We start from the raw sequence: 24,037 nt of genomic DNA, 5'->3' as shown, positions 1-24,037 counted from the left end.
GGATCTCCAGAAACCGACGAACGAGGTCCCGTGAACGCTCCCGCCACCGCCGATCAGTCCGCTCGCACCGCCCGTGAGGTGTTCGGGTGGGACGCGCTCCTCCCGGGCCAGGCGGAGGCGATCGACGCCGTCGTGAGCGGTCGCGACACGCTCGTCGTCTTCCCCACCGGAGCGGGTAAATCCGCGGTGTACCAGATCGCCGGATGCGAGTTGGGCGGAGTCACCGTGGTCGTCTCTCCGCTGCTGGCGCTGCAGCGCGACCAGATCGACTCGATCGACGCGGCTCCGGACGCCCCCGCGGCCGTCGCGCTCAACTCGCGGACCGGGGCGCGGGCCCGCCGCGCCGCCTGGGCCGCGATCGAGAGCGGCGACCCGGTATACGTCTTCCTCGCGCCGGAGCAACTGGCGAACCCCGAGGTGTTCGGTCGGTTGCAGCGGTCCGACGTGCGGCTCGTCGTCATCGATGAGGCACACTGCGTGTCGGCGTGGGGGTTCGACTTCCGTCCCGAGTACGCGCGCATCGGCGACGCCGTCGAGGCTCTCGGTCATCCCCCGGTGCTGGCGTTGACGGCGACAGCCTCGAGTCCCGTCCGCGACGACATCGTCGCGAGCCTCGGCATGCGCGACCCGCACCTCGAGGTGCGCGGAATGGACCGCCCCGAGATCCGTCTGGCCGTGCGACGCCACGAACACGACGCCGACAAGCGCCGCGCCGTCCTGGACGACGTGGGGGATGCCGACGGCCCGACGTTGCTGTACGTGGCCACCCGTAAGGAGACCGACGCGTACGCCGCCGAGCTCGCCGACCGGGGACTCCGGTCCGCGGCGTACCACGGCGGCATGGCGCAGAAGAAGCGCGACGACGTGCACTCCGCGTGGCGGGGCGGAGAGCTGGACGTCGTCGTGGCGACCTCGGCGTTCGGGATGGGCGTCGACAAGGCCGACGTCCGGCTCGTCGTGCACGCCGACGTCACCGAGTCGCTGGACTCGTACGCGCAGGAGATCGGACGCGCCGCCCGCGATGGAGAGCCGGCTCGGGCCGTGCTGCACTATCGCACCGAGGACTTCTCGCTCCGTTCGTTCTTCGCCGGCGGGCACAGCGCACGTCCGGACATCGCCGGCGTCTGGGACGTCCTGCGGCGCGCCGACGCACCGATGCGGGCCAAGGAGATCGCGGAGGAGAGCGGACGCTCGACCCGGGCGATCGGCCGTGTCCTCACTCAGCTCGTCGCGAGTGGACTGGCGGTGTCAGGCCCCGAGGGGATCTTGGCGGACACGGATGCCACAGCCGGCGACGCCGTCGCCGCGGTGCGCGAGCGCGACGCGGCCGAGGAGCGCATCCGCGCGTCGCGCATCGAGATCATGCGGGGCTACGCCGAGACGGTGCGCTGCCGTCGCCGCGCGCTGCTGGAGTACTTCGGGGTCGCGGCGGAGGAGCGCTGCGGAAGGTGCGACCGGTGCGACGCGGCCCCGACGGAGGCAGAGCCCGCTGCCGTGACGGCCATCGACCCCGATGTGGAGACGGTGCGCGTGGACTCCGTCGTCGAGCACGACGAGTGGGGCACGGGCACCGTCATGGCCGTCGAGGCCGATCGGCTCACGGTGTTCTTCCCCGACCACGGCTACAAGGTGCTCGCCCGGGCGGCTTTCGACCGCGGCATCCTCGAGCTCGGCGACGCCGCGTAGCCCGGGCGGTCGTGGGCGCCGCGGATCAGCGCTCGCGCGTCGCCCACCAGGCCCAGACGACGAGCGGCAATTGCAGGAACAGCCGCACGAAGCGCGCCCGGTCTGTGCTCAGGCCCGGCGCCGAACGTCCCGTGCGCCACTGGTGCACGTTCCCCGGGAACACCGCCACGAAGAACGCCGCCACGACCGCACCGACGCGGCGGCGTTCGCGCGGCAGAGCGACGAGGCCGACCCCGAGCAGCACTTCGGCGGCTCCGGATGCCACGACGATGGCGTCCTTGTCGGTGTGCAGCGCCCGCGTGGCCCAGTCCGGCACGACGATGCGGTATCCGCGGCGTCCCCAGGTCAGATGGCTGACACCGGCCCCGATCAGGAGAAGGGCGAGCACGCTGCGCGCGACGAAACGGACGGTGAGACCTCGACGTCGTGGCATCCGGTCAGTCTGTCATCCGCCGCAGAGGGCTCGGGCCGTCGTCAGCCCCGCCCCGGCCCCGTCCGCCGCACGAACTCGAGGTAGGCCTCGACCGTGTCCTCCGCGACGATCGCGCGCAGCACGACCTCGTCGGCCGCCGCCCGATAGGCCGCGACCGCGCCGTCCAGTGCGGTGACGTCGCGGATCGTGGTGTCGGCGGCATCCACCCCCATCCGCGCGAAGTTCGCGGCGTAGTTCGGGAACGCGGCGTAGCGCGCGGTCTCGGCGTCGAGGCGCTCGCGCGCGGCTGCCGCGATCGCGGTGCGGACGTAGACGGCGACGTGCGTCGCGGGGACGAGCGCGTGGAGGGCCTCGGCCTGCGTGTGTGCCTCGGTGGGCGGCACCCAGTTGAGCAGCACCCCCTCGGCGTGCTCGGCGCCGGTCCGCCGCATCTTCGGCCCGAGGGCCCCGACCAGCACGCGCGGCAGCCCGGCGCCGTGCAGCACCGCGACGGCGTCGCGGACGCGCGCGAGCGCCCCCTCGCGGGCGATTCCCGAGCCGATGCCGATCGTCAGGCGGTCGAACGGCAGGTCGAGGGATGCCGCATGCGCGGCGATCTCGTCGGCGGGGCGGCGATCGACCGGGATGACGCCGGTCGCAAGCCGCAGGCGATCCGTCACGCGGGCGGCCGCCGCGAGAGCTGCGAGCGCGTCACCGTCGGGGGTGTCGTTCACCCAGAGCGTGTGGAACCGGGCCTCTTCGACCGCCGGGGCGATGGCGGCGATCGCCTCGGGGCCGAGGGACCCCGCGACCCCCAGCGAGAGCACCCCGTCGCTCACGAGACGCCTCCGGCGGCGGGGAGCGCGACGGCGACCTGACCGACGCCGGCGAGGAACGTGTGCAGGTCGACGTCGTCGGTGGGGAGCAGCACGACGTCGTCCACTCCGGCCGCCTGGAACCGCGCGACGCCCTCGGCGACCTCTCCGACAGATCCCGCCAGGGCGCGGTCGGCGGCATCCGGGAGGTCCTTCAGTACCGCCGCGACCCGCTCGGACGCCCCCGGACCGAAGGCCGTCAGGACGTACGCGACGACGTCGGGGCTGCCCTCGCGCCCAGCCTCGGCCCATCCCGCCCGCACCGTGGAGACCGCCTCGGCGATCTCGGCGACCGTGTGTCGGCTGTCGAGGATGACACCGTCCGCCACCGCGCCGGCGAGGTGGAGGGTCTTCGGCCCTTCGGCCGCCGCGTATACGCGCGGGGCGACGACCGGCGGCCAGTCGAGCGTGACCTCGCGCAACCGCACGTAACGGCCCTCGGCGCTGACCGTGCCTCCGGCGAGGAGTCCGCGCAGGGCCGGCAGCTGCTCCTGCATGAGCGTGAGCGGCGAGGCGGCCTTGGCGCCGATCTGCCGCATCCAGTCCTGCACACCGTGCCCGAAGCCCGGGAGCAGCCGCCCCGGGAACATCCGCTCGATCGTGGCGACCTCCATCGCCGAGGCCGCGACGTTGCGCAGCGGGAAGGGCGCGATGCCCACCCCGACGCGCAGGTGGTCGGTCACGGCGAGCGCGGCCGTAGCCGCAGCCCACGCCGAGGAGCGGAAGCAGTCCTCCCACAGCCAGAGCTCGGGCACGCCCTCGCCCTCGGCGACGCGCGCGGCCTCGCGCAGCTCTTCGGGCGGATGCGGGTACGGGCTGAAGATCGTGCCGATACGACTCATCCCCCTACTCTGCCGTGAACCTCCGACATCACGGCAGGGGCGCCACGGCATCCGTCACAACTCCTGCAGCATGCGTCCGGACCCGCGGCCAGGACCCAGAACGCCGTGACCTGCAGGAGTTGTGCCAGCGAACCCGCCGGGCGCAGACAGGGTCGGGCCCCCGGAACCCGAAGGTTCCGGGGGCCCAGGGCCTTACGCGGCGAGCGCCTCGACGGTGGCCCGGACGACGAACCCGGATGCCGTGGCATCCACCGTCACCGCTCCCCCGTCGACGAGGTCGCCGGAGACGAACAAGTCGGCGATCCGGTCGTCGATCTCGCGCTGGATCACCCGGCGCAGCGGGCGCGCACCGTACTCGGGCTCGTGGCCGACCTCGGCGAGGCGGTCGACCGCGGCATCCGTCACCTCGATCGCCACGTCGCGCGACGCGAGCCGCTTCGACGTGCGGTCCAGCAGCAGACGGACGATGTCGCGCAACTGCTCCTTCTCGAGCTTGCGGAACATCACGATGTCGTCGATCCGGTTGAGGAACTCCGGCCGCATGGCCTCGCGCAGCTTGCCCATCACGCGGTCGCGCAGGTCGTCGTCGGCGAACTCGTGGCCGGTCGTGGTGAAGCCGATCGCTCCCGACCGGGATGCCAGCACCTCGCTGCCGAGGTTCGAGGTCATCACGATGACGGTGTTGCGGAAGTCGACCGTGCGCCCCTGGCCGTCGGTCAGGCGTCCGTCGTCGAGCACCTGCAGCAGCAGGGTGAAGACGTCGGGGTGGGCCTTCTCGATCTCGTCGAACAGCACGACGGAGTACGGGTTCCGGCGCACCCGCTCGGTGAGCTGGCCGGCCTCGTCGTACCCGACGTATCCCGGAGGGGCACCGATGAGGCGCGAGACGGTGTGCCGCTCCCCGAACTCGCTCATGTCGAAGCGGATCACGGCGGAGTCGTCGTCGAACAGCGAGCCGGCGAGGGCCTTGGCCAGCTCGGTCTTGCCGACGCCGGTGGGCCCGAGGAACAGGAACGAGCCGACGGGCCGGTGCTCGTCGCCCATGCCCGTGCGGTTCCGGCGCACGGCCTTCGCGACCGCCGTGACCGCGGCATCCTGTCCGATGACGCGGGCGTGGAGCTCGGTCTCGAGGTGCGCGAGGCGTCCGCGCTCGGACGCGGTCAGGCGAGAGACCGGGATGCCGGTGGCCCGGCTGATGACCGCGGCGATCTCGGGCTCATCGACGACGGCTGCCGCGCGCGGGGCGCTCGTGGCCTCGTCGAGGCGCGTCTGCACCGCGGCGATCTCGTCGCGCAGTCGCGACGCCTCTTCGTAGTGCTCGGCCGAGACGGCGGCGTTCTTGTCGGCCTCGAGGCTCGCGAGACGCTCGACGAGGGCGGACGTGTCCACCGTCACCCCGAGCTTGAGACGCAGCCGCGCCCCCGCCTGGTCGATGAGGTCGATCGCCTTGTCGGGCAGCACGCGGTCGGGCAGGTACCGGTCGCCGAGCTCGACCGCGGCGCGCAGGGCGTCGTCGGTGTAGGTCACGGCGTGGTGCTCCTCGTAGGCCGAGCGCAGGCCGCGCAGGATCTCGACCGCGTCGGGGAGGGAAGGCTCACCCACACGAACGGGCTGCAGACGCCGCTCCAGGGCGGGGTCCTTCTCGATCGTGCGGTACTCCTTGAGCGTGGTAGCGCCGACGAGGTGCAGCTCACCGCGGGCCAGGCGCGGCTTCAAGATGTTCCCGGCGTCCATGGCCCCCTCGCCGCCGGCTCCGGCGCCGACGATCGTGTGCACCTCGTCGATGAACACGACGAGCTTTCCGGACTGCGCGGCGATCTCGTCCATCGTCTGGGTCAAGCGTTCCTCGAAGTCGCCGCGGTAGCGGGCGCCGGAGAGCATCGCCGCGAGGTCGATCGAGACGACCCGGGTGTCGCGCAGCTGCTCGGGCACCCCGCCCTCGACGATCGCGCGGGCGAGTCCCTCGACGACGGCGGTCTTGCCGACGCCGGCCTCGCCGATGAGCACGGGGTTGTTCTTCGTACGGCGGCTGAGGATCTCGATCGTCTGCTCGATCTCGTCGGCACGGCCGATGACGGGGTCGAGGCGTCCCTCGCGGGCGAGGGCCGTGAGATCCGTGCCGAAGCGGTCGAGGTTCGGGGTCTCGGATGCCGTCGGGGCAGAACCCGTGACCTCGTCGCCGCCCACGACGGTCTCGCGCACGCCCTGGGTCAGCGCCTCGGCGGTGACACCCGCCTGCGCGAGGATCTGCCCGGCGGGGGCGTCCTGCGCGAGGACCAGCGCGAAGAACAGGTGGTCGGGGTCGACGTAGGTCGAGCCCGCGGCGCGGGCGACCTGGAAGGCGTGGAACAGCGCGCGCTGCACCGAACCGGCGACCACCGCGCCGTCGACGTCGGCGGCGGGACCCGCGGCCGGGAGGCGGCTCTCGGCGGCGCGCGCGATCGCGGCCGGGTCGGCGCCGAGCCGGGTGACGGCCTCACGCGCGGGCGACTGCCCGACGAGGACGTGCAGCACGTGCAGCGCGTCGAGTTCGCGCTGTCCGCGACCGAGGGCGTAGCGGCCGGCCTGCTGCAGGGCTTCCTGCGTCCGCGAACTGAGGAACCGGCTCAGGTCGATGGAACGTTCGGCACGAGCGCGTTCCCCCGCGAGGTAGCGCGCGAGGAACTCGTCGAACGACTGAGCGCCGTTGTCCCCGGCGCCGGGGGTGACATCTTCGGGCAATTCCGTCTCCTGTGATACGTGAGTGGAGTCGGCTCAAGTTTGATACTTGAGCGACCGCGTATCAAGTTCAACGGCGAGGCTCCGAGGATATTCCCGGGTGCGTTCCCCGCCGCCGGTCGCACGCTCAGAGCCGCAGTCGGGGATCGGGATCGTTCCACAGCTCCACGGTCTGCACCGCCCAGAACGCCGCGAAGAACACGAGAGCGGCCGCTTCGCCGATGAGCACCCACGGCACCGGGGCGGACACCTCGGCACCCGCGACGGCCGCGACCAGCACCACGCCGAGCCCGACGAGGGTGAGGAGGATGCCGCCGGCCACCACCGCATACGCCCGGCGGAACCGCCGCGGCGCCCGTTGCGGGCGCCAGGCGGCGACCACGGCGACCGCCCCGATGACGACGAAGAACGCCACGGCCGCGGCGTTGTGCGCGAGCGCGAGGAACGACGCCGGGTCGACGCCCGCCCACACGGCGAGCCCGACCGTGAGCGCGGCGACGACGCTCGCGGTCGCCGCGACTCCGCGCGAGAACGTGCCCTGCACGACGGCGAGGACGATCGCCGCGACGACACCGAGGAGGACGACGGACGCCACGGCGATGCCGTTGTTCGCGACCGTTGGCAGCACCGCCGGGAGGACGCACGACGTCGCCGAGCCGCACACCGGCGACGACACCGTCGTGGGCACCACGGCCACGACGAGGGCGAGCACGGCGGCGATGTCGAGCAGCCCCTGCTCGACGCTGCGACCGGACAGGGCGAGGAACGCCGCGGCGACCACGAACAGCGACGCGACGAACATCGGGCCGGCTGGGGTGTAGTACGACGCGCTCACCGACGGCAGCCCACCCCCGACGACCCCCTGCACACCGATCGCGACGCCGAGCAACAGCGTGGCGCCGAGGATCGTCAGCCGCACGTACCGGTAGGTGCGTTGCGTGGAGGTGGTGCGGATGCGCATGTCCACATCCTGTCAGCGACCTCCGACGCGGCCCCCGCGACGCCCTGCGAGACTTCTGACATGCATGAGTTCCTCCAGGGCGCCCGCCTGCTCCTCCGCGGACTCGGTCAGTGGCGCCGCTCCCCCGGCGCCATGGCTCTCGGACTCATCCCCGGATTCCTCGTCGGTCTCGTGTTCGGCGCCGCGCTCGTGGCCTGGGCCGTCCTGCTGGGCAACGTCGTCGACGACTGGACGCCGTTCGCCGACGACTGGGACCCGCTGTGGGCGACCGTGCTGCGCACCGCGATCGGGGTGGCCTCGTTCGGCGCGGCCGCGTTCCTTGCGATCGTGTCGTTCACCGCCGTGACCCTGACCGTGGGCGAGCCGTTCTACGACCGGATCTGGCGTGCCACCGAGCTGACCGCGCTCGGCCGCGTCCCGGACAGCGACTATGGGTTCTGGCGTTCGATCGCCGACGCTGTGCGGCTGATCGCCCGCGGCGCCCTCACCGCGCTCGCCGCATGGCTGCTCGGTCTCATCCCCGTGGTCGGCGGAGTGCTCGGGTTCACGGCCGGGTTGCTCCTCACCGGCTGGCTGCTCGCCGACGAACTCACGTCCCGCTCCCTCGCGGCGCGCGGCCTCGACCGCCGCGCCCGCCGAGCGGTGCTGCGGGAGAACCGTGCCCGGGCACTCGGCTTCGGGGTGGCGACGCAGCTGTGCTTCCTCATCCCGCTCGGTGCCGTGGCCGTCATGCCTGCCGCCGTCGCCGGCAGCACGCTCTGGACGCACGCGGCCCTCGGTGAACGGGCGGGGCGGAACCTCGACGCCGACGCCGCACGATAGCCTGGAGCGACCGAAGGGATCCCCTATGTTCATCGTCTCGCTCCTCCTGTTCGTCGGCGGCATGCTGCTCACCGGCCTGTCGTTCTCGCTGGCCGCACCGGCGCTGTTCTTCGCGCTCGGCATCATCCTCGTCGCCGCGTCGCTGGCTCTGCCCTTCCACTTCGGCACGCGGTAAGCCCGCGTCCGTGTCGGCATCGTCGCGCGCACGCGCTGCGTCTTCCGACCTCGGTCCGAGTGACCGCCCCGCCCCCGGGTAGCGTGGAAGGGTGACCTTCTCCCTGGACGACCTCCGCCGCTGGCCGGACCTCGAGGGTCCCGACCTCGTCGCGGTGGATGCCGCCGACCGCCTCCTCCTCGATGAATCCGCCGCCGCGCGGGACGACGTCCCCGACGGCGGGCTCGTCGTCATCGACGATGCGTACGGCGCGCTGACCCTGGGCGCTGCCTCCGACGGAGCGCGCGGCATCCGCGTGCACCAGGATGCCTTCACCGGCGAACGGGCCCTCGCGTCCAACGCGTCCCGCCTCGGGCTCGACGACACGTTCTCGTCGCACGGCCTGGATGCCGACCTGGTGCGGGACGCGCGGGTCGTCCTGCTGCGCCTGCCCCGGTCGCTGCGCGCGCTCGACGACGTCGCGAGCTTCATCGCCGCGCACGCCCACCCCGACGTCGTGGTCTTCGCCGGCGGCCGCATCAAGCACATGACGCCGACGATGAACGACGTGCTGCGGACGCGGTTCGCTCGCGTCGACGTCACTCACGCCCGACAGAAGTCGCGTGTCCTCGTCTCGCGTGGCCCGCACGGCGGCGCGGATCCGCAGCCAGAGGCGGCCACGGTCGACGGGCTCGAGATCCGCGCGCTCGGCGGCGTGTTCGCCGGCGCCTCGATCGACATCGGCACGCGTCTGCTCCTGGCCCACCTGCCGGAGCCGACGAGCCCCGAGGCGATCGACTACGCGTGCGGGAGCGGGGTCGTGGCCGCGGCTTTGGCGACGCGGCATCCCACCCTCCGCGTCATCGCGTGCGATCAGTCGGCCGCGGCCGTGGCCTCCGCGCGGGCGACCGCCGAGGCCAACGGTGTCGCCGAACGGATCGAGGTCGTCCGCGACGACATGCTCGGCTCCCAGCCCGACGGCAGCGCACGCTTCATCGCGCTGAATCCGCCGTTCCATTCCGGCCCGGCGATCAACGAGGGCATCGCGCCGCGCTTCTTCGCCGACGCCGCGCGCGCCCTCGCGCCCGGCGGTGAGCTGTGGACGGTGTGGAACTCGGCCCTGCAGTACCGTCCCGCGCTCGAGCGGATCGTCGGACCGACGCGTCAGGTCGCCCGCGACCGCAAGTTCACGGTCACGGTGTCGACGCGTCGCTGAGCGTCAGCCCTTGCCGCCCGGCGGACCGACGACCAGCAGCACCACGAAGATCAGCGCTACGACCGCCGCGATCAGGATGCCGAGCACCCACGGCCGCCGCAGGAAGAACCGCAGCAACCGGTCCAGGGGCCGGCGGTCGCGCGGGTCGTCCCCGGCCTCGAGGCGCCAGCCTCCGCGCAGCCGCCCGGTGCGGTGCAGCCACAGCTCGGTGGGCACCGTCGCGTACGGGATGATCGCGCTGACGATCGCCACCGCGGCGGGCCCGAAGCCCCACCGCTGATTCAGGGCCACGAGCACCGCGGTGGCGCCGTAGGCGAGGAACAGGAATCCGTGGATGCCGCCCCCGATCGTCACCGCGATCGGCAGGTCGGCGGCGGCCCGCAGGATGAGCCCGGTGATGAGCAGCGTCCACGACACCGCCTCGGCGATCGCGAGCGTGCGGAACAGGGTCAGCGGCGTGCGGAACACGTCTCTCCTCGTACGGGTCGGGGTCTTCCAGCCTACGGAACGCGGGTGGACGTCACCCTCCGCACCCTTCGATGTCGAAGCAGCCCCGCGTCACTCGACGGGTTCGTCGTCGCCGTCGAGCGTCGGGTCGGACTTCTCCCCCTGCGCCGCTGTCGACGTGTCGGGCTCGGGACCGGGCTCGATCGGGGGCTTCTCGCGGTCGGTATCCATGCCTCCACCCCATCACACGAGGGCCGCCGCCGTCCCGCACCCCACCCGCTCGGACGCGGACGTCGCACGTCGCCGCCGGCGAGATTCCCGGATGCCACACCCCACCGCCGCTGCAAGCGCGCCGCTCCGCCCGACGTAGGCTGGAGAGGTGGCGGAATCCCGGGGACGTGTGTGGACCGGGGTCATCCGCGTCGGACCCCATCAGGGCGATCATCGTGTCGCCGCGCGGGCGGCGCTGAGCGTCGGTGTCCCGCTGCTGATCCTGCTGCTGATCGGTCGCCTGGATCTCAGCGTCTACGCGTCGTTCGGTGCTTTCGCGGCGCTGTACGGGCGCCTCGACGTCCCCCGTCGTCGGGTCCGGATGCAAGCCACGGCGGGCGGCATCCTGGTCCTGGCGATGCTGCTGGGCACCGCGCTGTCCGCGCTCGCGGCACCGCCGCTGGCGAGCGTGGCGGTCGTGGCGGCTCTCGCCGCGGCAGTGACGCTGTTCGCGTACCGGTCGCAATGGCATCCGCCCGGCGCGCTGTTCACCGTCTTCGCGGCCGGCGCGTGCGCGAGCTTCCCCGCGACGGCGGCGACCTTCGGGCTCGTGCTCCTGGTGGGGGCGAGCAGCGTGATCTGGAGCCTCCTCGTGACCGTCGTGTTCGTACTCGCGCGACGCGGCTCATGGCGGCTGCCGACGCGCCCGCGCCCTCCGATCGGAGCCGTCGCGTGGGAGATGACAGCGACGGTCGGGGCCGCGGCGCTCCTCGCCGGTATCACCGGGGCCCTGCTGATCGGCACGCACTGGTACTGGGCGATGGTCGGGGCCGTCGCGGCCGTGGGCGGGGCGCACGTCACCGCGCGTCTGATCCGCGGAGTTCAGCGCCTCGTCGGCACCCTCCTCGGAGTCCTCATCGCCGCGGGCCTGCTCGCGCTGTCGCTCCCGCCGTGGGCGGTGCTCGTGGTCGCGATCACCCTGCAGGCCGGCGCCGAACTCTTCGTCGGACGCAACTACGGCATCGCGATGGTCTTCATCACGCCGCTGGCGCTGCTGATGATCTCGCTCGCCTCCCCCGCCACGCCCGACATGCTGTTGCGCGACCGAGTCCTCGAGACCGTGATCGGTGTCGCGGTCGGCACGGTCGTCGCGATCGTGTCGGCAGCGTTGCGTCGGCGACCCTCGCGAGGGTGACTCCGACATGACGACTTCCCCCGACGCAGCGCCCGCGTCCCCGCCGCGCCTCGGCCACGACGCCGCCGAGCGGATCAGCGCGGGCTGCTACGGCGCTCTCGTCTCGGCATCCACCCTCTTCGGTCTCGGCGACTCCGATGTGGGCGTGGTCATCGCCGTGGTCGCGCTGACGAACATCGTGTACTTCGCCACCCACGTCTTCGCGTACTCGCTCGGTGATGTCTCGACCGACCGCCCGTCGCGGATCATCGCGCACCACCTGCGGGTGAGCGCGCCGATGGTGTCGGTGACCTTCGCGCCGCTGCTCGTCGTCGTGGCGCTCACGGCCCTGGGGGTGACACTGCCGACGGCATTGCTGTGGGGTGTCGGAGTGGCGATGATCTACCTCGTCGTCGTCGCGACCACCGGCGCACGCCTGCGCGGCTATTCCCCGCTCACCGTGGTGCTGACGGCGGTGGGGGCCGCGATCGTGGCGGCGCTTCTCATCGTGGCGAAGCTGCTGCTGCACTGAAGGTGACAGGCTTGGTCCGGTGAGCACCGAACTTCTCCCCTCCTCGCGCGTCGTCGCCACGGAGACCGAGCGATGACCGCCGCACCGAAACTCACGGTCGTCGGCGCCATCAACGTCGACCTGACCGCCCGCGTGCGGCGGGCACCGGGACCCGGCGAGACCGTCGCCGACGGCGAGCTGCAGCGGGGCCCGGGCGGCAAGGGTGCGAATCAAGCCGTTGCCGCGGCGCGACTGGGCGCTGACGTCCGCCTGATCGGTGCCGTGGGAGACGACCCCGACGGGCACGGCATCCGGCAGCGGCTCCGCGGTCTCGGCATCGACGCGTCGGGGGTGCAGACCTCGGCCGAGGCCACCGGGACGGCGCTGATCGTCGTCGATGCCTTCGGTGAGAACTCGATCGTCGTCTGCGCGGGCGCGAACGCCGACATCGACGCCGACAGCCTCGGCATCGCGCAGGGCGCCGCCGTGCTGATGCAGTTGGAGGTGTCGGATGCCGTGGTCGACGCGGCCTCGCGCGCGGCGGGCTTCTTCGCGCTCAACGCCGCGCCCGCCCGCCCGCTCCCCCACGGCGTGATCGATCGCTGCGACCTCGTCATCGTGAACGAGACCGAGTACGCGCAGCTCCCCGAAGTGCACGATGCTCCGCTGCTGTGCGTCACTCTCGGCGCCGTGGGGGCGCGGCTGTACCGCCACGGCACGCTCGTCGCCGAAGCGCCGGGGGTGACCACGACGGTGCGCAACACCGTGGGCGCCGGCGACGCGTTCTGCGCCGCGCTGGTGGTGGGCCTTCTCCGCGGAGACGACGAGACCGCGGCGCTGGCCCGCGCGTGCGCCGTGGGTGCCGCCGCCGTCGCCGACGACGCCTCGCAGCCCGCGCTCGAGCCGCTCGACACCTACGGGGTGACCCGATGACCCGCCGCCCGATCCTCGTCGACTGCGACACCGGCATCGACGACGCGCTCGCCCTCGCGTACCTGCTCGCAGAGCCCACCGTCGAGATCGTGGGTGTCACGACCGTCTCCGGGAACACGGATGCCGCCCGCGCCGCCGCCAACACCCTGTCGCTGTTCGAGCTCGCCGGTGTCCACGACATCTCCGTCTCCGTGGGCGCGCAGGACTTCCGCGGCCGCGCCTACGCCGGCGGCGCTCCGCACGTGCACGGCCACGACGGGGTCGGCGGGATCGCCCTGACCGCCGCCGCCCGGGCCCACGACGCCCGGCCGGCCGTCGAGCTCATCGATCACCTCGCCTCCCGAAATCCGGATCTCACGGTGCTCGCCCTCGGCCCGCTCACCAATCTCGCCGCCTACGCCGAGGCTCCCGGCGTCACCGCGTTCGATCGGCTCGTCGTCATGGGCGGCGCGTTCGCCCACTCCGGCAACGTCACCGCGTGGGCCGAAGCGAACATCCACAACGACCCCGAGTCCGCCGCGGTCGTCTTCGCGCAGGACTGGGACATCACCGCCGTTCCGCTCGACGTCACGATGACGCAGACCCTGGATGCCACCGACCTCGTGCGCCTCGAAGCGATCCCGGGTGCCGTGCCGCAGGCGCTGGCCGGGATGCTGCCCGCGTATCTGGACTTCTACGAGAACCGCGTCTTCCCCGACCGCCGCTGCGCGCTGCACGATCCGCTGGCCGCGATGGTCGCCGCGGGGGCACTGCGAGGACTCAGCGTCGCCAGCGGTCAGATCGAGGTGCGGCTTTCCGGCGGGGAGCGCGGGCGCACGGTGTCGTCGCGCGCGTCGTCCACGCAGCGGTGGGTGCGCGGCATGGAGGGGTCGGCCGTCGAGCTGTTGATCGACCGGCTCGAGTCGCGGGAGTGGCCGGACTGAATGCCCCGTTGCGCACACCGCTCCCCGACGACATGATGGCCTCGTCCGACGGCACTCCAATGGGGGAGAAATCATGGCAGGAAAGTACGAGCTGTACAGCGACAAGGCCGGCAAGTTCCGGTTCCGACTCAAGGCGGGCAACGGTCAGGTCATCGCGTCGAGCGAGGCCTACGAGTCGAAGGCATCCGCTCTGAACGGGATCGCCTCGGTGAAGGCGAACGCGGATTCCGACACCGACGATCTGACCTGATCCTGACCCGCATCCCGCTGGCGATCCCGGCCCAGGAGGCCGGTCGCCTCGACCATGCGCGGAGAGGTATTCGGGTCGCGCACGAAGGATTGCGCACGACCCGGCCACCACAGAGGTGCGGCGTCCATTGGGCACCAGCGGTCGCTGGCCGCATCACAGACGAAGGGGCCCCGCGCGATCTCTCGCGCGGGGCCCTCGTCACCACCGGATCAGAAGTCCCAGTCGTCGTCCTCGGTCGCCTCGGCCTTGCCGATGACGTACGACGAACCCGACCCCGAGAAGAAGTCGTGGTTCTCGTCGGCGTTGGGCGACAGGGCCGACAGGATCGCCGGGTTCACGTTCGTCACCGACGCGGGGAACATCGCCTCGTAGCCGAGGTTCATCAGAGCCTTGTTGGCGTTGTAGTGGAGGAACTTCTTGACGTCCTCGCTCAGGCCTACCGAGTCGTACAGGCTCTGCGTGTACTGCACCTCGTTGTCGTACAGTTCGTACAGCAGCGAGAACGTGTAGTCCTTGATCTCGTCGCGGCGGGCCTGGTCGACCTGCTCCAGTCCGCGCTGGAACTTGTAGCCGATGTAGTAGCCGTGCACGGCCTCGTCGCGAATGATCAGGCGGATCAGGTCTGCCGTGTTGGTGAGCTTGGCGCGGCTCGACCAGTGCATCGGCAGGTAGAAGCCCGAGTAGAACAGGAACGACTCCAGCAGCGTGGAAGCGACCTTGCGCTTGAGCGGGTCGTCGCCACGGTAGTAGTCCATGACGATGTGCGCCTTCTTCTGAAGGAACTCGTTCTCGGTCGACCAGCGGAACGCCTCGTCGATCTCCTTCGTCGAGCACAGCGTCGAGAAGATCGACGAGTAGCTCTTGGCGTGCACCGACTCCATGAACGCGATGTTGGTGTACACCGCCTCCTCGTGCGGGGTGATCGCGTCGGGGATGAGCGAGACCGCCCCGACGGTGCCCTGGATCGTGTCGAGCAGCGTCAGACCCGTGAAGACGCGCATCGTCAGCGTCTGCTCGTCGGGCGTCAGCGTGTTCCACGACTGGATGTCGTTGGACAGCGGCACCTTCTCGGGCAGCCAGAAGTTGTTGACGAGACGGTTCCAGACCTCGAGGTCCTTGTCGTCCTGGATGCGGTTCCAGTTGATGGCCTGAACGTGGTTCAGCAACTGCAGCTTCTCAGCCATGGTGTCCTCAATAAGAATTCGTGATCAGCGGATCAAAGCATGCACGAGACGCACTCGGTCATGTCGGTGCCCTCGAGCGCCAGCTGACGGAGGCGGATGTAGTAGATCGTCTTGATGCCCTTCTTCCAGGCATAGATCTGGGCCTTGTTGATGTCGCGCGTGGTGACGGTGTCCTTGAAGAACAGCGTCAGCGACAGGCCCTGGTCGACGTGCTGCGTGGCCGCGGCGTACGTGTCGATGACCTTCTCGTAGCCGATCTCGTACGCGTCCTGGTAGTACTCCAGGTTCTCGTTCGTCATGAACGGCGCCGGGTAGTAGACGCGGCCGAGCTTGCCTTCCTTGCGGATCTCGATCTTCGAGGCGATCGGGTGGATCGAGCTCGTGGAGTTGTTGATGTACGAGATCGAACCGGTCGGCGGGACGGCCTGCAGGTTCTGGTTGTAGATACCGTGCTGCTGGACGGATGCCTTGAGCTCGCGCCAGTCGTCCTGGGTGGGCACGGGGATGCCGGCGAAGAGCTCGGCGACCTTGGCGGTCTGCGGCTCCCACACCTGGTCGGTGTACTTGTCGAAGAACTCCCCCGACGCGTAGGTCGAGTCGGCGAACCCGTCGAAGGCGACACCGCGCTCCATCGCGAGGCGGTTCGAGGCCCGGAGGGCGTGGAACAGCACCGTGTAGAAGTAGATGTTCGTGAAGTCGATGCCCTCTTCGGAGCCGTAGTGCACGTGCTCGCGAGCGAGGTAGCCGTGAAGGTTCATCTGCCCGAGGCCGATCGCGTGCGACCGGTCGTTGCCGTCTTCGATGGAACGGACCGAGGCGATGTGGCTCTGGTCGCTCACCGCGGTGAGGGCGCGGATCGCGGTCTCGACCGTGAGGCCGAGGTCGCGGCCGTCCATCGCCAGGGCGATGTTCATCGAACCGAGGTTGCAGGAGATGTCCTTGCCGATCTCGGCGTACGAGAGGTCCTCGTTGTACGAAGTCGGGGTGTTGACCTGGAGGATCTCCGAGCACAGGTTGGACATGTTGATCCGACCCTTGATCGGGTTGGCCTTGTTCACCGTGTCCTCGAACATGATGTACGGGTAGCCCGACTCGAACTGGATCTCGGCGAGGGTCTGGAAGAACTCGCGCGCGTTGATCTTCGTCTTCTTGATGCGCGGGTCGTCGACCATCTCGCGGTACTTCTCGGTGACCGAGACGTCGCCGAAGGGCACGCCGTAGACGCGCTCGACGTCGTACGGCGAGAAGAGGTACATGTCCTCGCCGTTCTTCGCCAGCTCGAACGTGATGTCGGGGATGACGACACCCAGCGACAGCGTCTTGATGCGGATCTTCTCGTCGGCGTTCTCACGCTTGGTGTCGAGGAAGCGCAGGATGTCGGGGTGGTGCGCGTTGAGATACACCGCACCGGCACCCTGGCGGGCTCCGAGCTGGTTGGCGTAGCTGAAGCTGTCTTCGAGGAGCTTCATCACGGGGATGATGCCCGAGGACTGGTTCTCGATCTGCTTGATCGGGGCGCCCGACTCGCGGATGTTCGACAGCAGCAGGGCCACGCCACCGCCGCGCTTGGACAGCTGCAGGGCGGAGTTGATGCCGCGGGCGATCGACTCCATGTTGTCTTCGATACGCAGCAGGAAGCAGGACACGAGCTCGCCGCGCTGCGCCTTGCCGGCGTTGAGGAACGTCGGGGTGGCGGGCTGGAAGCGACCGGAGATGATCTCGTCGACGAGCTGCACCGCGAGGCGGGGGTCGCCGTCGGCGAGGGCGAGGGCGGTCATGACGACGCGGTCCTCGAAACGCTCGAGGTAGCGCTTGCCGTCGAAGGTCTTCAGCGTGTAGCTCGTGTAGTACTTGAACGCGCCGAGGAAGGTCTCGAAGCGGAACTTCTTGCCGTAGGCACGGTCGTTGAGCTCCTGGATGAACTCCAGCGAGTACTTGTCGAGCACCTTGGGCTCGTAGTACTCCTTCTCGACGAGGTAGTCGAGACGCTCCTTCAGGGAGTGGAAGAACACCGTGTTCTGGTTGACGTGCTGCAGGAAGTACTCCCGCGCCGCCCGCTTGTCGGCGTCGAACTGGATCTTGCCGTCCGCGTCGTACAGGTTCAGCATCGCGTTCAGGGCGTGGTAATCCAGCCCTTCGAACCGCGCCTCGGTCTTGAAGTCCACGTCGCTCAGCCCTACTTCCACCACTGTTCCAATCCTTCGGTGACGCGCTCGACGTCTTCTGGTGTGCCGAATACCTCGATGCGATACAAGTGCGGCACAGAGCACTTGCGGCTGATGATGTCTCCGGCGAGACAGAAGGCGTCGCCGAAGTTGGTGTTGCCTGCGGAGATCACTCCGCGGATATGCCGTCGGTTGCTTTCCTCGTTCAGGAAGCGGATGACTTGCTTGGGGACGGCGCCCTTCTCGACGCCCCGGCCGACACCCCCGCCATAGGTGGGGGTGACCAGCACGAAGGGTTCGTCGACGTGAAGCGGCGGGTCGGTCGGTCGCAGGGGGATGCGGACGGCCCGCTTGCCGAGCTTCTCGATGAAACGTGCGGTGTTGCCCGACACGCTCGAGAAGTAGACGAGCAGCGGAGCCTCGGTCTCCGACATGACAGCGCTCACGAGAACCCTCTGAGCCCGTCCGGGATCAGGCCAGGCGCGAGGCCAGCTCGTCGATCTTGTCGGGGCGGAAGCCCGACCAGTGGTCCTCGTCGGTGATGACGACGGGGGCCTGCAGGTACCCGAGCGACTTGACCTGCTCGAGGGCCGCGGGGTCCTCGGTGACGTCGAGCACGTTGTACTCGATGCCCTTCGAGTCGAGTGCGCGGTACGTCGCGTTGCACTGGACGCAAGACGGCTTGGTGTAGACCGTGATCGCCATTTCGTTCTCTCTCTCCCCTGGAAAATCGTCATCCGACCGCTTGGAGCGGGCCGGGAGCTCAATACTACATATGGGGACGGACATCGGGGGGAACCACAAGGGGTAGTAGTTACACGAGTGTGATTTTCCACCGCTCTCCCCATGTACAACACAGGTTGTCCACGATTTCATCCACAGGCGGAGCCCTCATTTGGATGTCATCAAGACCCGCCGTTCCGCGGATCTCGTGCCTTCTCCCACGATCCATCCACAGCTCGGACGCTAGACGGGGGCTCCGACATCGCACAGGCGGTGGATATCTCCGCCCGGCGTGTCGCGGCGTGTCGGACTCGGCGGTCGTGGACGGCGACGTCACCCGTGTCGGAGGCAGGGGATAGCGTGGTGCGGTGGCCGGCTACCGCGTACTTCTCAGAACCCCGGGCGTGGGGCGCATCATCGCCGCTCAGCTGACGGCGCGGTTCCCCAACGGCATGATCAGCCTCGCGGTGCTCCTGCACATCGAGCACGTCACCGGCTCATACGGCGCGGCGGGCCTCGTCCTGGCCGCCACCAGCGTCGGCCAGGCCATCGCCGGGCCCGTGACCAGCCGCTGGATGGGTCTCTGGGGCATGCGGCGCGTCTTGACGGTCACCCTCCTCATCTGCGCGGCCGCGATCGCCTCCATCGCCCTCCTGGTCGTGCCGCTGCCGGTCTACATGGTCTTGGGCCTCATCGGCGGTCTCTCCACTCCCCCGGTCCAGTCGGCCGTGCGCACCATCTACCCCAAGATGGTCAACTCCTCCCAGCTGACGCCGCTGTATTCGCTGGACGCGTCGCTGCAAGAGATCATCTGGGTGCTCGCGCCCGTGCTCATCACACTGGTCGGAACACAGGTGGGCACCGTCCCGGCCCTGCTGCTCATCGTCGTGATCCTCCTCGGCGGGGGCGCGTGGTTCATCCTCAGCCCCGAGGTCGGGCGCGTGCGCATCCCCCGCAGCCGTCGGGCGCTGGGCACGGTGCTGCGCAAACCGCCGGTCATCCTCGCGACCGCGACCGGGTTCCTGCTCATCGGCGCGTGCGCGGCCGTCGAGGCCGGCGTGGTGGCGACGTTCGACCACGGCGGCCTCGAAGCCGGTCTCGTCCTGGCCGTGTTCGCCGTCGGCAGCCTCACGGGCGGCCTCGCGTTCGGGCACATCCCCATCGGCCCGTGGGCCATGGCGCGTCGCTTCGCGATCGTCGCCGTCGGCCTCAGCCTCACGATCGTCTCGCTCAACGCCTGGTGGCTCGGGGCGACGCTGCTCGTCGCCGGCGCGGGCATCGCCCCCGCTCTGGCCGTCATGTTCGCGATGACCTCCGCGAGCGTCCGGTTCAGCGAGACCGCCGAGGCGTACGGCTGGATCGGAACCGGCCAGCTCATCGGTGCGGCGGCGGGATCCGCGGTCGCCGGCTTCCTCGTCGACGGTGTCGGGCCGCAGGGGGCGTACGTCGCCGCCGCGGCGTTCGCCGTCCTCGGACTGGGGGTCGCCGCACTGTTCGTCCGGGGCTTCCCCGACCTGCGCCACCGCGACGCGAGCCCCATCCCCGACACCGAACCGGTGCCCACGATCACCTGACGCGCGACCGGTGCCCACACGCCGGCCCCACCCCCGCACGGGGTACGGCGACGCGGCGCTCAGCGCAGCCGACGGAGCATCTCCAGCACGGCGAGCGCGTAGGCGTCGGCGGGTTCGGGGTGATCGAAGACCAGTGTGGTGCCCGTGATCGAGATCTCGACCTCGTACGTGTCCGACAGTCGACGCAACGACCGGAACGACGACCGCAGCATCTCCCGCAGGTGCGCCTCCGACGGCAGCCAGAGCGCGTCCTCGGTCGCGACGGAATCCAGCGCCCACTCGGTGGTTCCGTTGAACGCGAGGATCCGCCCGGTCGGGTACTCCCGCGGCTCCACCGTCATTTCACTGACGGTGAACACGTCGGCCTCGAACTCGGGTTCGTTCAGCTGGAACCGGTCGCCCGAGCGCGGATGCCACACGAGCCCCGCCTCGCGCAGGGCCAGGGCCATCTCGGTCGAGATCATGGCATCCATTCTGCGGGCGGGAGGGCGGCGCGGGGCCGCGGGGCCGGGACGGGACGGGACACAATGGAGACATGTCTGCTCCCGTGACTCTCCCCCGCCTCTCGTGGGGCGACGCCCGCGGACCGGCCGTGCTGCTCGCGCACGGTCTCGGCTCCGACGCCGCCCTGATGTGGCGCCTCGGTACGGCGTTGGCCGACGCGGGATGGCATGCCGTCGCCGTGGATCTCCGCGGACACGGCGATGCCCCTCGGACGCTCGACTACTCCCTCGCCGCGTACGCCGCCGACCTCGCCGCGACGCGACCGGACGGCGGGGGCGCGTGGGACGCGGTCGTGGGTCACTCGCTCGGGGGTGCCGCCGCGACGATCGCCGCCGCCGCGGATTCCGCCTGGACCCGCCGCCTCGTGCTCGTGGACCCCGCGATCCACCTGTCCGACCGCGATCGCGACACGGTCCGCGCGAGCCAGGAGCAGTCGTTCGCCGACCCGAGCATCGCCGCGGTGCGCGCCGCCCACCCGGACTGGCATCCGGTCGATGTGGAGTTGAAGGCACGAGCCACGCAGCGCGCGAGCCGATGGGCGGTGGAGCAGACCAGCGCTCAGAACACGGTGTGGGATGTCCGCGCCGAGGCCGCCGCGCTCTCCGTCCCGACCCACGTCATCGGCGCCGACCCCGCCGTGTACTCGATCTTCACGGGGGCGCTGGCCGACGAGGTGCTCCAGAACCCCCTCGTCACGATGTCAGTGGTGTCCGACGCCGGGCACTCGCCGCACCGCGATCGTCCTGACGAGACAGTGGCGGCGCTGCTCGCGGCGCTCGACTGAGCGACGGCAGCGTCTCCGCGGCCGCGATGTCGGGAGCGAGGACCAGAATGGATGCCATGGCCTCCGCGTTCGATCCCGCTCGGTTCCTCTCCGACGACCTGCTCGCGCGGTTGCGCGAACGCGCACCGGTGCACGACCGCGAGAACACCTTCCCGCAGGACGATCTCGACGATCTGCGAGCGGCCGGTTACCTCGGCATCCTGGTACCGACCGCGCTCGGCGGAGCGGGTCTCTCGCTCGGCGAGGCCGCCGAACTCCAGCAGCGTCTCGCCGGGGCCGCCCCGGCCACCGCGCTCGCGGTGAACATGCATCTCGTGTGGACCGGCGTGGCGAAGGTCCTGCACGACCGCGGCCTCGACGATCTGGCCTTCGTGCTGCGCGGCGCCGCAGCCGGCGAGGTCTTCGCCTTCGGCATCAGCGAGGCCGGGAACGATCTCGTGCTCTTCGGCAGCGACACCCGGGCCGCGCCCGACGGGGAGGGCGGGTACCGCTTCACCGGGACGAAGATCTTCACCTCCCTCTCGCCGGTGTGGGACCACCTCGGCGTCCACGGGCTCGACACGACGTCCCCCGACGCGCCCAAGATGGTGTTCGCGTTCCTCGACCGCGACGAGGACGTCGTGAGCCGTGACGACTGGAACACCCTGGGCATGCGCGGCACGCAGAGCCGCACGACAGAACTGCACGGTGCCCACGCGCCGGCCGAGCGCGTGGTGCGTCGGCTCGATCCGGGACCGCAGCCCGACCCGTTGGTGTTCGGCATTTTCGCGGTCTTCGAGATCCTGCTGGCGTCGGTCTACACCGGTATTGCCCGGCGCGCGCTCGATCTGTCGATCGAGGCGGCGCGGTCGCGGCGGTCGAAGAAGACGGGCGCCAGCTACGCGGCCGACCCCGACATCCGGTGGCGCATCGCGGACATGGCCCTCGCCTACGACGCCCTGCCGCCGCAGATCGCGGCGCTCAGCGCCGACGTCGATGCCCGGGTCGACCACGGCGGACGCTGGTTCTCGCTGCTCGCCGGTCTCAAGCACCGCGCCGTGACGGCGGCCAAAGCGGTCGTCGACGATGCGATGCTCGTCGGCGGCGGCTCTTCCTACTTCGCGCACACCGAGCTCAGCCGCCTCTACCGCGACGTGCTGGCGGGGCAGTTCCACCCGTCCGACCCCGAATCGGCGCACTCGGCGCTGGCCACGGCCTGGCTCGGACCGGTCGACGCGTGATGGCCCGCACGCCCACGGCCCTGCTGAGCCCCGCCGATCAGCAGCGCCGCCGCGACCTGCGTCGAATGAAGGGCGTCGCCCTCGGTGCCCTGCTCGGGATGGCGGTGGTCTTCGCGGTCGCCTTCGCGCTGCAACGCGACGTCGAGTGGCTGCAGTACGTCCGCGCGGCCGCCGAGGGCGGCATGGTCGGAGCGCTGGCCGACTGGTTCGCGGTGACGGCGCTGTTCCGGCATCCGCTGGGGCTCCCCATCCCCCACACCGCGATCATCCCCCGCCGCAAGGACGAGATCGGGCAGCAGCTCGGGGAGTTCGTCGAGACCAACTTCCTCGAGGGACACGTCGTGCGCACCAAGCTCGAGGGGACGCCGCTCGCGGCCCGCGCCGGCGCCTGGCTGGCCGAACCCGCGCACGCCGATCGGCTCGCCGCCGAGGGCGCGACCATCGCGACGAGCGTGCTGCGCGCGCTCAGCGACGACGACGTGCAGGGTCTCATCGAAGACCTGGCCCGCGATCATCTGCTCGCACCCGACTGGGGCCCCTCCGTGGGCGGTTGGCTCGAACGCGTCGTCGGATCCGGCGCCCATCACGGCGCGGTCGACCTCGCCCTCGACAACATCGCGGTGTGGCTGGCGAACAACCACGAGATGTTCCAGGGCCTGGTGTCGCGACGGCTGCCGTCGTGGGTGCCGAGTCTGGCGCACCGGTTCGTCGACGACACGGTGTACCGCGAAGCCGTGGGCTTCGTCGATGCCGTCCGCGCCGATCCGCGCCACCAGGCGCGGGCCGCGATCGACCAGTACCTGGGACGCCTGGCCGACAACCTGCAGCACGACCCGGCGACGATGGTGCGCCTCGAAGAGGCCAAGGCCTCGATCTTCGACAGCCCCCGCGTACGCGGCCTGGCCGCCGACGCGTGGAACACCGCCAAGACGGGGCTGCTGGCCTCGCTCGCCGATCCCGACAGCGCTCTGCGCCGCCGCGCGTCGGCGGCGCTGGCGGACGTGGGGCGGCGACTGCAGAGCGAGGAGTCCCTGCAGCGTCGCGTCGACGGCTGGGTCACCGATGCAGCCGTCTTCCTCGTCGAGCGGTACCGCCACGACATCGCCTCGATCATCACCGACACGGTGGAACGCTGGGATGCCGAAGAGACCACCGAGAAGATCGAGCTCATGGTGGGGCGCGATCTCCAGTACATCCGTCTGAACGGCACGATCGTGGGGGCCCTCGCGGGCCTCGCGATCTTCACGGTCGCCCACCTCGCCTGGGGGTCGTGACCGGAGGACTCGCGCGGACACGCCTCACCCGGGGCACACGACGGTGAGTAGCCTGAGCGCGTGAGCTTCGGTTCGGGGGCAGAGCCCCTCTTCACCTACGGAACGCTGCAGCTGCCGGACGTCCAGCTGGACACCTTCGGTCGGCTCATCCCCGGCGAGGACGACGTGCTGCCCGGATACCGGCTCGAGTGGACGGACATCGACGACGAGCGGGTGGCCCAGCTCTCGGGACTCGACGCGCACCCGATCCTGCGTCGGACCGATGATCCGCGCGACCGCGTCTTCGGGCGCGTGCTCGAGCTCACGCCCGAAGAGCTGGATGCCGCGGACGAGTACGAGGTCTCGCTGTACCGACGGGTCTCGGTGCGGCTGGCCAGCGGCATCCGCGCGTGGGTGTACGTCGGCCACTGAGACACGCCCTGCCACAGAACACTCCGGTCGCGCCAGGCTCGTCAGCGCTGGATCACCGCCGCTA

Annotated in this window: 25 protein-coding genes; 14 read left to right on the top strand and 11 right to left on the bottom strand. The window is 70.6% G+C overall.

Annotation, left to right across the window (positions count from 1 at the left end; all coding sequences use genetic code 11):
• The first annotated feature begins 30 nt into the window (after positions 1-30).
• Positions 31-1,686: a RecQ family ATP-dependent DNA helicase gene (locus AC3E6M_RS06330; RefSeq protein ID WP_490529393.1), complete on the top strand. Its 1,656-nt coding sequence runs from the start codon at positions 31-33 to the stop codon at positions 1,684-1,686.
• 25 nt (positions 1,687-1,711) lie between these two features.
• Here AC3E6M_RS06330 and AC3E6M_RS06325 read toward each other — a convergent pair whose 3' ends face one another.
• From AC3E6M_RS06325 to AC3E6M_RS06305, 5 genes are all read right to left on the bottom strand, one after another.
• Positions 1,712-2,119, bottom strand: coding sequence for a DoxX family protein (locus tag AC3E6M_RS06325; protein WP_138176774.1), 408 nt, complete (start codon positions 2,117-2,119; stop codon positions 1,712-1,714).
• Between the two features lie 41 nt (positions 2,120-2,160).
• The gene (locus AC3E6M_RS06320) at positions 2,161-2,937 is read right to left on the bottom strand and encodes an LLM class flavin-dependent oxidoreductase (protein ID WP_490529392.1); all 777 of its coding nucleotides are present in this window, start codon (positions 2,935-2,937) and stop codon (positions 2,161-2,163) included.
• Complete coding sequence (locus AC3E6M_RS06315; RefSeq protein ID WP_490529391.1) at positions 2,934-3,815, bottom strand: LLM class flavin-dependent oxidoreductase; 882 nt, start codon at positions 3,813-3,815, stop codon at positions 2,934-2,936. The genes AC3E6M_RS06320 and AC3E6M_RS06315 overlap by 4 nt, the downstream gene beginning before the upstream one ends.
• Positions 3,816-4,007: 192 nt before the next feature.
• Positions 4,008-6,536, bottom strand: coding sequence for an ATP-dependent Clp protease ATP-binding subunit (locus AC3E6M_RS06310; protein WP_490529390.1), 2,529 nt, complete (start codon positions 6,534-6,536; stop codon positions 4,008-4,010).
• Between the two features lie 124 nt (positions 6,537-6,660).
• Positions 6,661-7,494 carry a hypothetical protein gene (locus AC3E6M_RS06305; RefSeq protein WP_138176786.1) on the bottom strand — a complete coding sequence of 278 codons (834 nt, stop codon included), beginning with the start codon at positions 7,492-7,494 and terminating at the stop codon, positions 6,661-6,663.
• Positions 7,495-7,554: 60 nt separating this feature from the next.
• Between AC3E6M_RS06305 and AC3E6M_RS06300 the strand changes: the two genes are divergently transcribed.
• From AC3E6M_RS06300 to AC3E6M_RS06290, 3 genes are all read left to right on the top strand, one after another.
• Positions 7,555-8,316, top strand: coding sequence for an EI24 domain-containing protein (locus tag AC3E6M_RS06300; RefSeq protein WP_490529389.1), 762 nt, complete (start codon positions 7,555-7,557; stop codon positions 8,314-8,316).
• A 25-nt stretch (positions 8,317-8,341) separates the two neighbouring features.
• Entirely contained in the window at positions 8,342-8,491 is a 150-nt protein-coding gene (locus tag AC3E6M_RS06295) for a hypothetical protein (RefSeq protein WP_171024345.1), read from the top strand.
• Positions 8,492-8,582: 91 nt separating this feature from the next.
• The gene (locus AC3E6M_RS06290) at positions 8,583-9,686 is read left to right on the top strand and encodes a class I SAM-dependent methyltransferase (RefSeq protein WP_490529388.1); all 1,104 of its coding nucleotides are present in this window, start codon (positions 8,583-8,585) and stop codon (positions 9,684-9,686) included.
• Between the two features lie 3 nt (positions 9,687-9,689).
• On the opposite strand, the gene AC3E6M_RS06285 is transcribed toward AC3E6M_RS06290, so the two are convergent.
• Entirely contained in the window at positions 9,690-10,154 is a 465-nt protein-coding gene (locus tag AC3E6M_RS06285; RefSeq protein WP_490529387.1) for a DUF3817 domain-containing protein, read from the bottom strand.
• 358 nt (positions 10,155-10,512) lie between these two features.
• Between AC3E6M_RS06285 and AC3E6M_RS06280 the strand changes: the two genes are divergently transcribed.
• The 5 genes from AC3E6M_RS06280 (at position 10,513) to AC3E6M_RS06260 (ending at position 14,134) form a co-directional block, all read left to right on the top strand.
• Positions 10,513-11,538, top strand: a complete 1,026-nt coding sequence (locus AC3E6M_RS06280; protein ID WP_490529386.1) for an FUSC family protein — start codon at positions 10,513-10,515, stop codon at positions 11,536-11,538.
• A 7-nt stretch (positions 11,539-11,545) separates the two neighbouring features.
• Positions 11,546-12,049 carry a hypothetical protein gene (locus tag AC3E6M_RS06275; protein WP_138176800.1) on the top strand — a complete coding sequence of 168 codons (504 nt, stop codon included), beginning with the start codon at positions 11,546-11,548 and terminating at the stop codon, positions 12,047-12,049.
• A gap of 72 nt (positions 12,050-12,121) precedes the next feature.
• Positions 12,122-12,961, top strand: coding sequence for a ribokinase (locus AC3E6M_RS06270; RefSeq protein WP_490529385.1), 840 nt, complete (start codon positions 12,122-12,124; stop codon positions 12,959-12,961).
• The gene (locus tag AC3E6M_RS06265; RefSeq protein ID WP_490529384.1) at positions 12,958-13,884 is read left to right on the top strand and encodes a nucleoside hydrolase; all 927 of its coding nucleotides are present in this window, start codon (positions 12,958-12,960) and stop codon (positions 13,882-13,884) included. The genes AC3E6M_RS06270 and AC3E6M_RS06265 overlap by 4 nt, the downstream gene beginning before the upstream one ends.
• A gap of 73 nt (positions 13,885-13,957) precedes the next feature.
• The gene (locus AC3E6M_RS06260) at positions 13,958-14,134 is read left to right on the top strand and encodes a YegP family protein (protein ID WP_138178009.1); all 177 of its coding nucleotides are present in this window, start codon (positions 13,958-13,960) and stop codon (positions 14,132-14,134) included.
• Positions 14,135-14,343: 209 nt separating this feature from the next.
• Here the strand turns inward: AC3E6M_RS06260 and nrdF are convergent, their stop codons facing one another.
• From nrdF to nrdH, 4 genes are read right to left on the bottom strand one after another with little or no spacing between them, the layout of a single operon-like run.
• The gene (gene nrdF / locus AC3E6M_RS06255) at positions 14,344-15,318 is read right to left on the bottom strand and encodes a class 1b ribonucleoside-diphosphate reductase subunit beta (RefSeq protein WP_138178007.1); all 975 of its coding nucleotides are present in this window, start codon (positions 15,316-15,318) and stop codon (positions 14,344-14,346) included.
• Positions 15,319-15,350: 32 nt separating this feature from the next.
• Positions 15,351-17,483, bottom strand: coding sequence for a class 1b ribonucleoside-diphosphate reductase subunit alpha (gene nrdE, locus AC3E6M_RS06250; protein ID WP_171024399.1), 2,133 nt, complete (start codon positions 17,481-17,483; stop codon positions 15,351-15,353).
• Positions 17,484-17,494: 11 nt separating this feature from the next.
• Positions 17,495-17,917 (bottom strand): class Ib ribonucleoside-diphosphate reductase assembly flavoprotein NrdI, encoded by a 423-nt coding sequence (nrdI, locus tag AC3E6M_RS06245; protein ID WP_138178003.1) that lies wholly within the window; start codon positions 17,915-17,917, stop codon positions 17,495-17,497.
• A gap of 37 nt (positions 17,918-17,954) precedes the next feature.
• A complete protein-coding gene (gene nrdH / locus AC3E6M_RS06240; protein ID WP_022878810.1) occupies positions 17,955-18,188 on the bottom strand; it encodes a glutaredoxin-like protein NrdH in 234 nt (77 codons plus the stop codon).
• A 386-nt stretch (positions 18,189-18,574) separates the two neighbouring features.
• On the opposite strand from nrdH, the gene AC3E6M_RS06235 reads away from it, so the two are divergent.
• Entirely contained in the window at positions 18,575-19,780 is a 1,206-nt protein-coding gene (locus tag AC3E6M_RS06235; protein ID WP_138178001.1) for an MFS transporter, read from the top strand.
• A gap of 59 nt (positions 19,781-19,839) precedes the next feature.
• Here the strand turns inward: AC3E6M_RS06235 and AC3E6M_RS06230 are convergent, their stop codons facing one another.
• A complete protein-coding gene (locus AC3E6M_RS06230; RefSeq protein ID WP_490529383.1) occupies positions 19,840-20,244 on the bottom strand; it encodes a pilus assembly protein CpaE in 405 nt (134 codons plus the stop codon).
• A 71-nt stretch (positions 20,245-20,315) separates the two neighbouring features.
• Here AC3E6M_RS06230 and AC3E6M_RS06225 point away from each other — a divergent pair, with 71 nt between their 5' ends.
• From AC3E6M_RS06225 to AC3E6M_RS06210, 4 genes are read left to right on the top strand one after another with little or no spacing between them, the layout of a single operon-like run.
• Positions 20,316-21,068 (top strand): alpha/beta fold hydrolase, encoded by a 753-nt coding sequence (locus tag AC3E6M_RS06225; RefSeq protein ID WP_138173640.1) that lies wholly within the window; start codon positions 20,316-20,318, stop codon positions 21,066-21,068.
• 56 nt (positions 21,069-21,124) lie between these two features.
• Positions 21,125-22,288, top strand: a complete 1,164-nt coding sequence (locus AC3E6M_RS06220; RefSeq protein WP_490529381.1) for an acyl-CoA dehydrogenase family protein — start codon at positions 21,125-21,127, stop codon at positions 22,286-22,288.
• Positions 22,288-23,562: a DUF445 domain-containing protein gene (locus AC3E6M_RS06215; RefSeq protein WP_490529380.1), complete on the top strand. Its 1,275-nt coding sequence runs from the start codon at positions 22,288-22,290 to the stop codon at positions 23,560-23,562. Before AC3E6M_RS06220 ends, AC3E6M_RS06215 begins: the two co-directional genes overlap by 1 nt.
• Before the next feature lie 60 nt (positions 23,563-23,622).
• Positions 23,623-23,973 carry a gamma-glutamylcyclotransferase family protein gene (locus AC3E6M_RS06210; RefSeq protein WP_138173647.1) on the top strand — a complete coding sequence of 117 codons (351 nt, stop codon included), beginning with the start codon at positions 23,623-23,625 and terminating at the stop codon, positions 23,971-23,973.
• The last annotated feature ends 64 nt before the right edge of the window (positions 23,974-24,037 follow it).

The sequence above is a fragment of the Microbacterium sp. SCPM-O-B-15248 (M128) genome (assembly GCF_058214835.1).
This window is presented reverse-complemented; position numbering and strand designations above follow the sequence as displayed.

Excerpts from the sequence above, each read along its gene's own strand:
- AC3E6M_RS06230 (WP_490529383.1), bottom strand. The coding sequence starts at position 20,244 with ATGATCTCGACCGAGATGGCCCTGGCCCTGCGCGAGGCGGGGCTCGTG.
- nrdH (WP_022878810.1), bottom strand. The coding sequence starts at position 18,188 with ATGGCGATCACGGTCTACACCAAGCCGTCTTGCGTCCAGTGCAACGCG.
- AC3E6M_RS06295 (WP_171024345.1), top strand. The coding sequence starts at position 8,342 with ATGTTCATCGTCTCGCTCCTCCTGTTCGTCGGCGGCATGCTGCTCACC.
- AC3E6M_RS06300 (WP_490529389.1), top strand. The coding sequence starts at position 7,555 with ATGCATGAGTTCCTCCAGGGCGCCCGCCTGCTCCTCCGCGGACTCGGT.
- AC3E6M_RS06325 (WP_138176774.1), bottom strand. The coding sequence starts at position 2,119 with ATGCCACGACGTCGAGGTCTCACCGTCCGTTTCGTCGCGCGCAGCGTG.
- AC3E6M_RS06215 (WP_490529380.1), top strand. The coding sequence starts at position 22,288 with ATGGCCCGCACGCCCACGGCCCTGCTGAGCCCCGCCGATCAGCAGCGC.
- AC3E6M_RS06305 (WP_138176786.1), bottom strand. The coding sequence starts at position 7,494 with ATGCGCATCCGCACCACCTCCACGCAACGCACCTACCGGTACGTGCGG.
- nrdF (WP_138178007.1), bottom strand. The coding sequence starts at position 15,318 with ATGGCTGAGAAGCTGCAGTTGCTGAACCACGTTCAGGCCATCAACTGG.
- AC3E6M_RS06275 (WP_138176800.1), top strand. The coding sequence starts at position 11,546 with ATGACGACTTCCCCCGACGCAGCGCCCGCGTCCCCGCCGCGCCTCGGC.
- AC3E6M_RS06260 (WP_138178009.1), top strand. The coding sequence starts at position 13,958 with ATGGCAGGAAAGTACGAGCTGTACAGCGACAAGGCCGGCAAGTTCCGG.
- AC3E6M_RS06225 (WP_138173640.1), top strand. The coding sequence starts at position 20,316 with ATGTCTGCTCCCGTGACTCTCCCCCGCCTCTCGTGGGGCGACGCCCGC.
- AC3E6M_RS06315 (WP_490529391.1), bottom strand. The coding sequence starts at position 3,815 with ATGAGTCGTATCGGCACGATCTTCAGCCCGTACCCGCATCCGCCCGAA.
- AC3E6M_RS06220 (WP_490529381.1), top strand. The coding sequence starts at position 21,125 with ATGGCCTCCGCGTTCGATCCCGCTCGGTTCCTCTCCGACGACCTGCTC.
- AC3E6M_RS06265 (WP_490529384.1), top strand. The coding sequence starts at position 12,958 with ATGACCCGCCGCCCGATCCTCGTCGACTGCGACACCGGCATCGACGAC.
- AC3E6M_RS06270 (WP_490529385.1), top strand. The coding sequence starts at position 12,122 with ATGACCGCCGCACCGAAACTCACGGTCGTCGGCGCCATCAACGTCGAC.
- nrdI (WP_138178003.1), bottom strand. The coding sequence starts at position 17,917 with ATGTCGGAGACCGAGGCTCCGCTGCTCGTCTACTTCTCGAGCGTGTCG.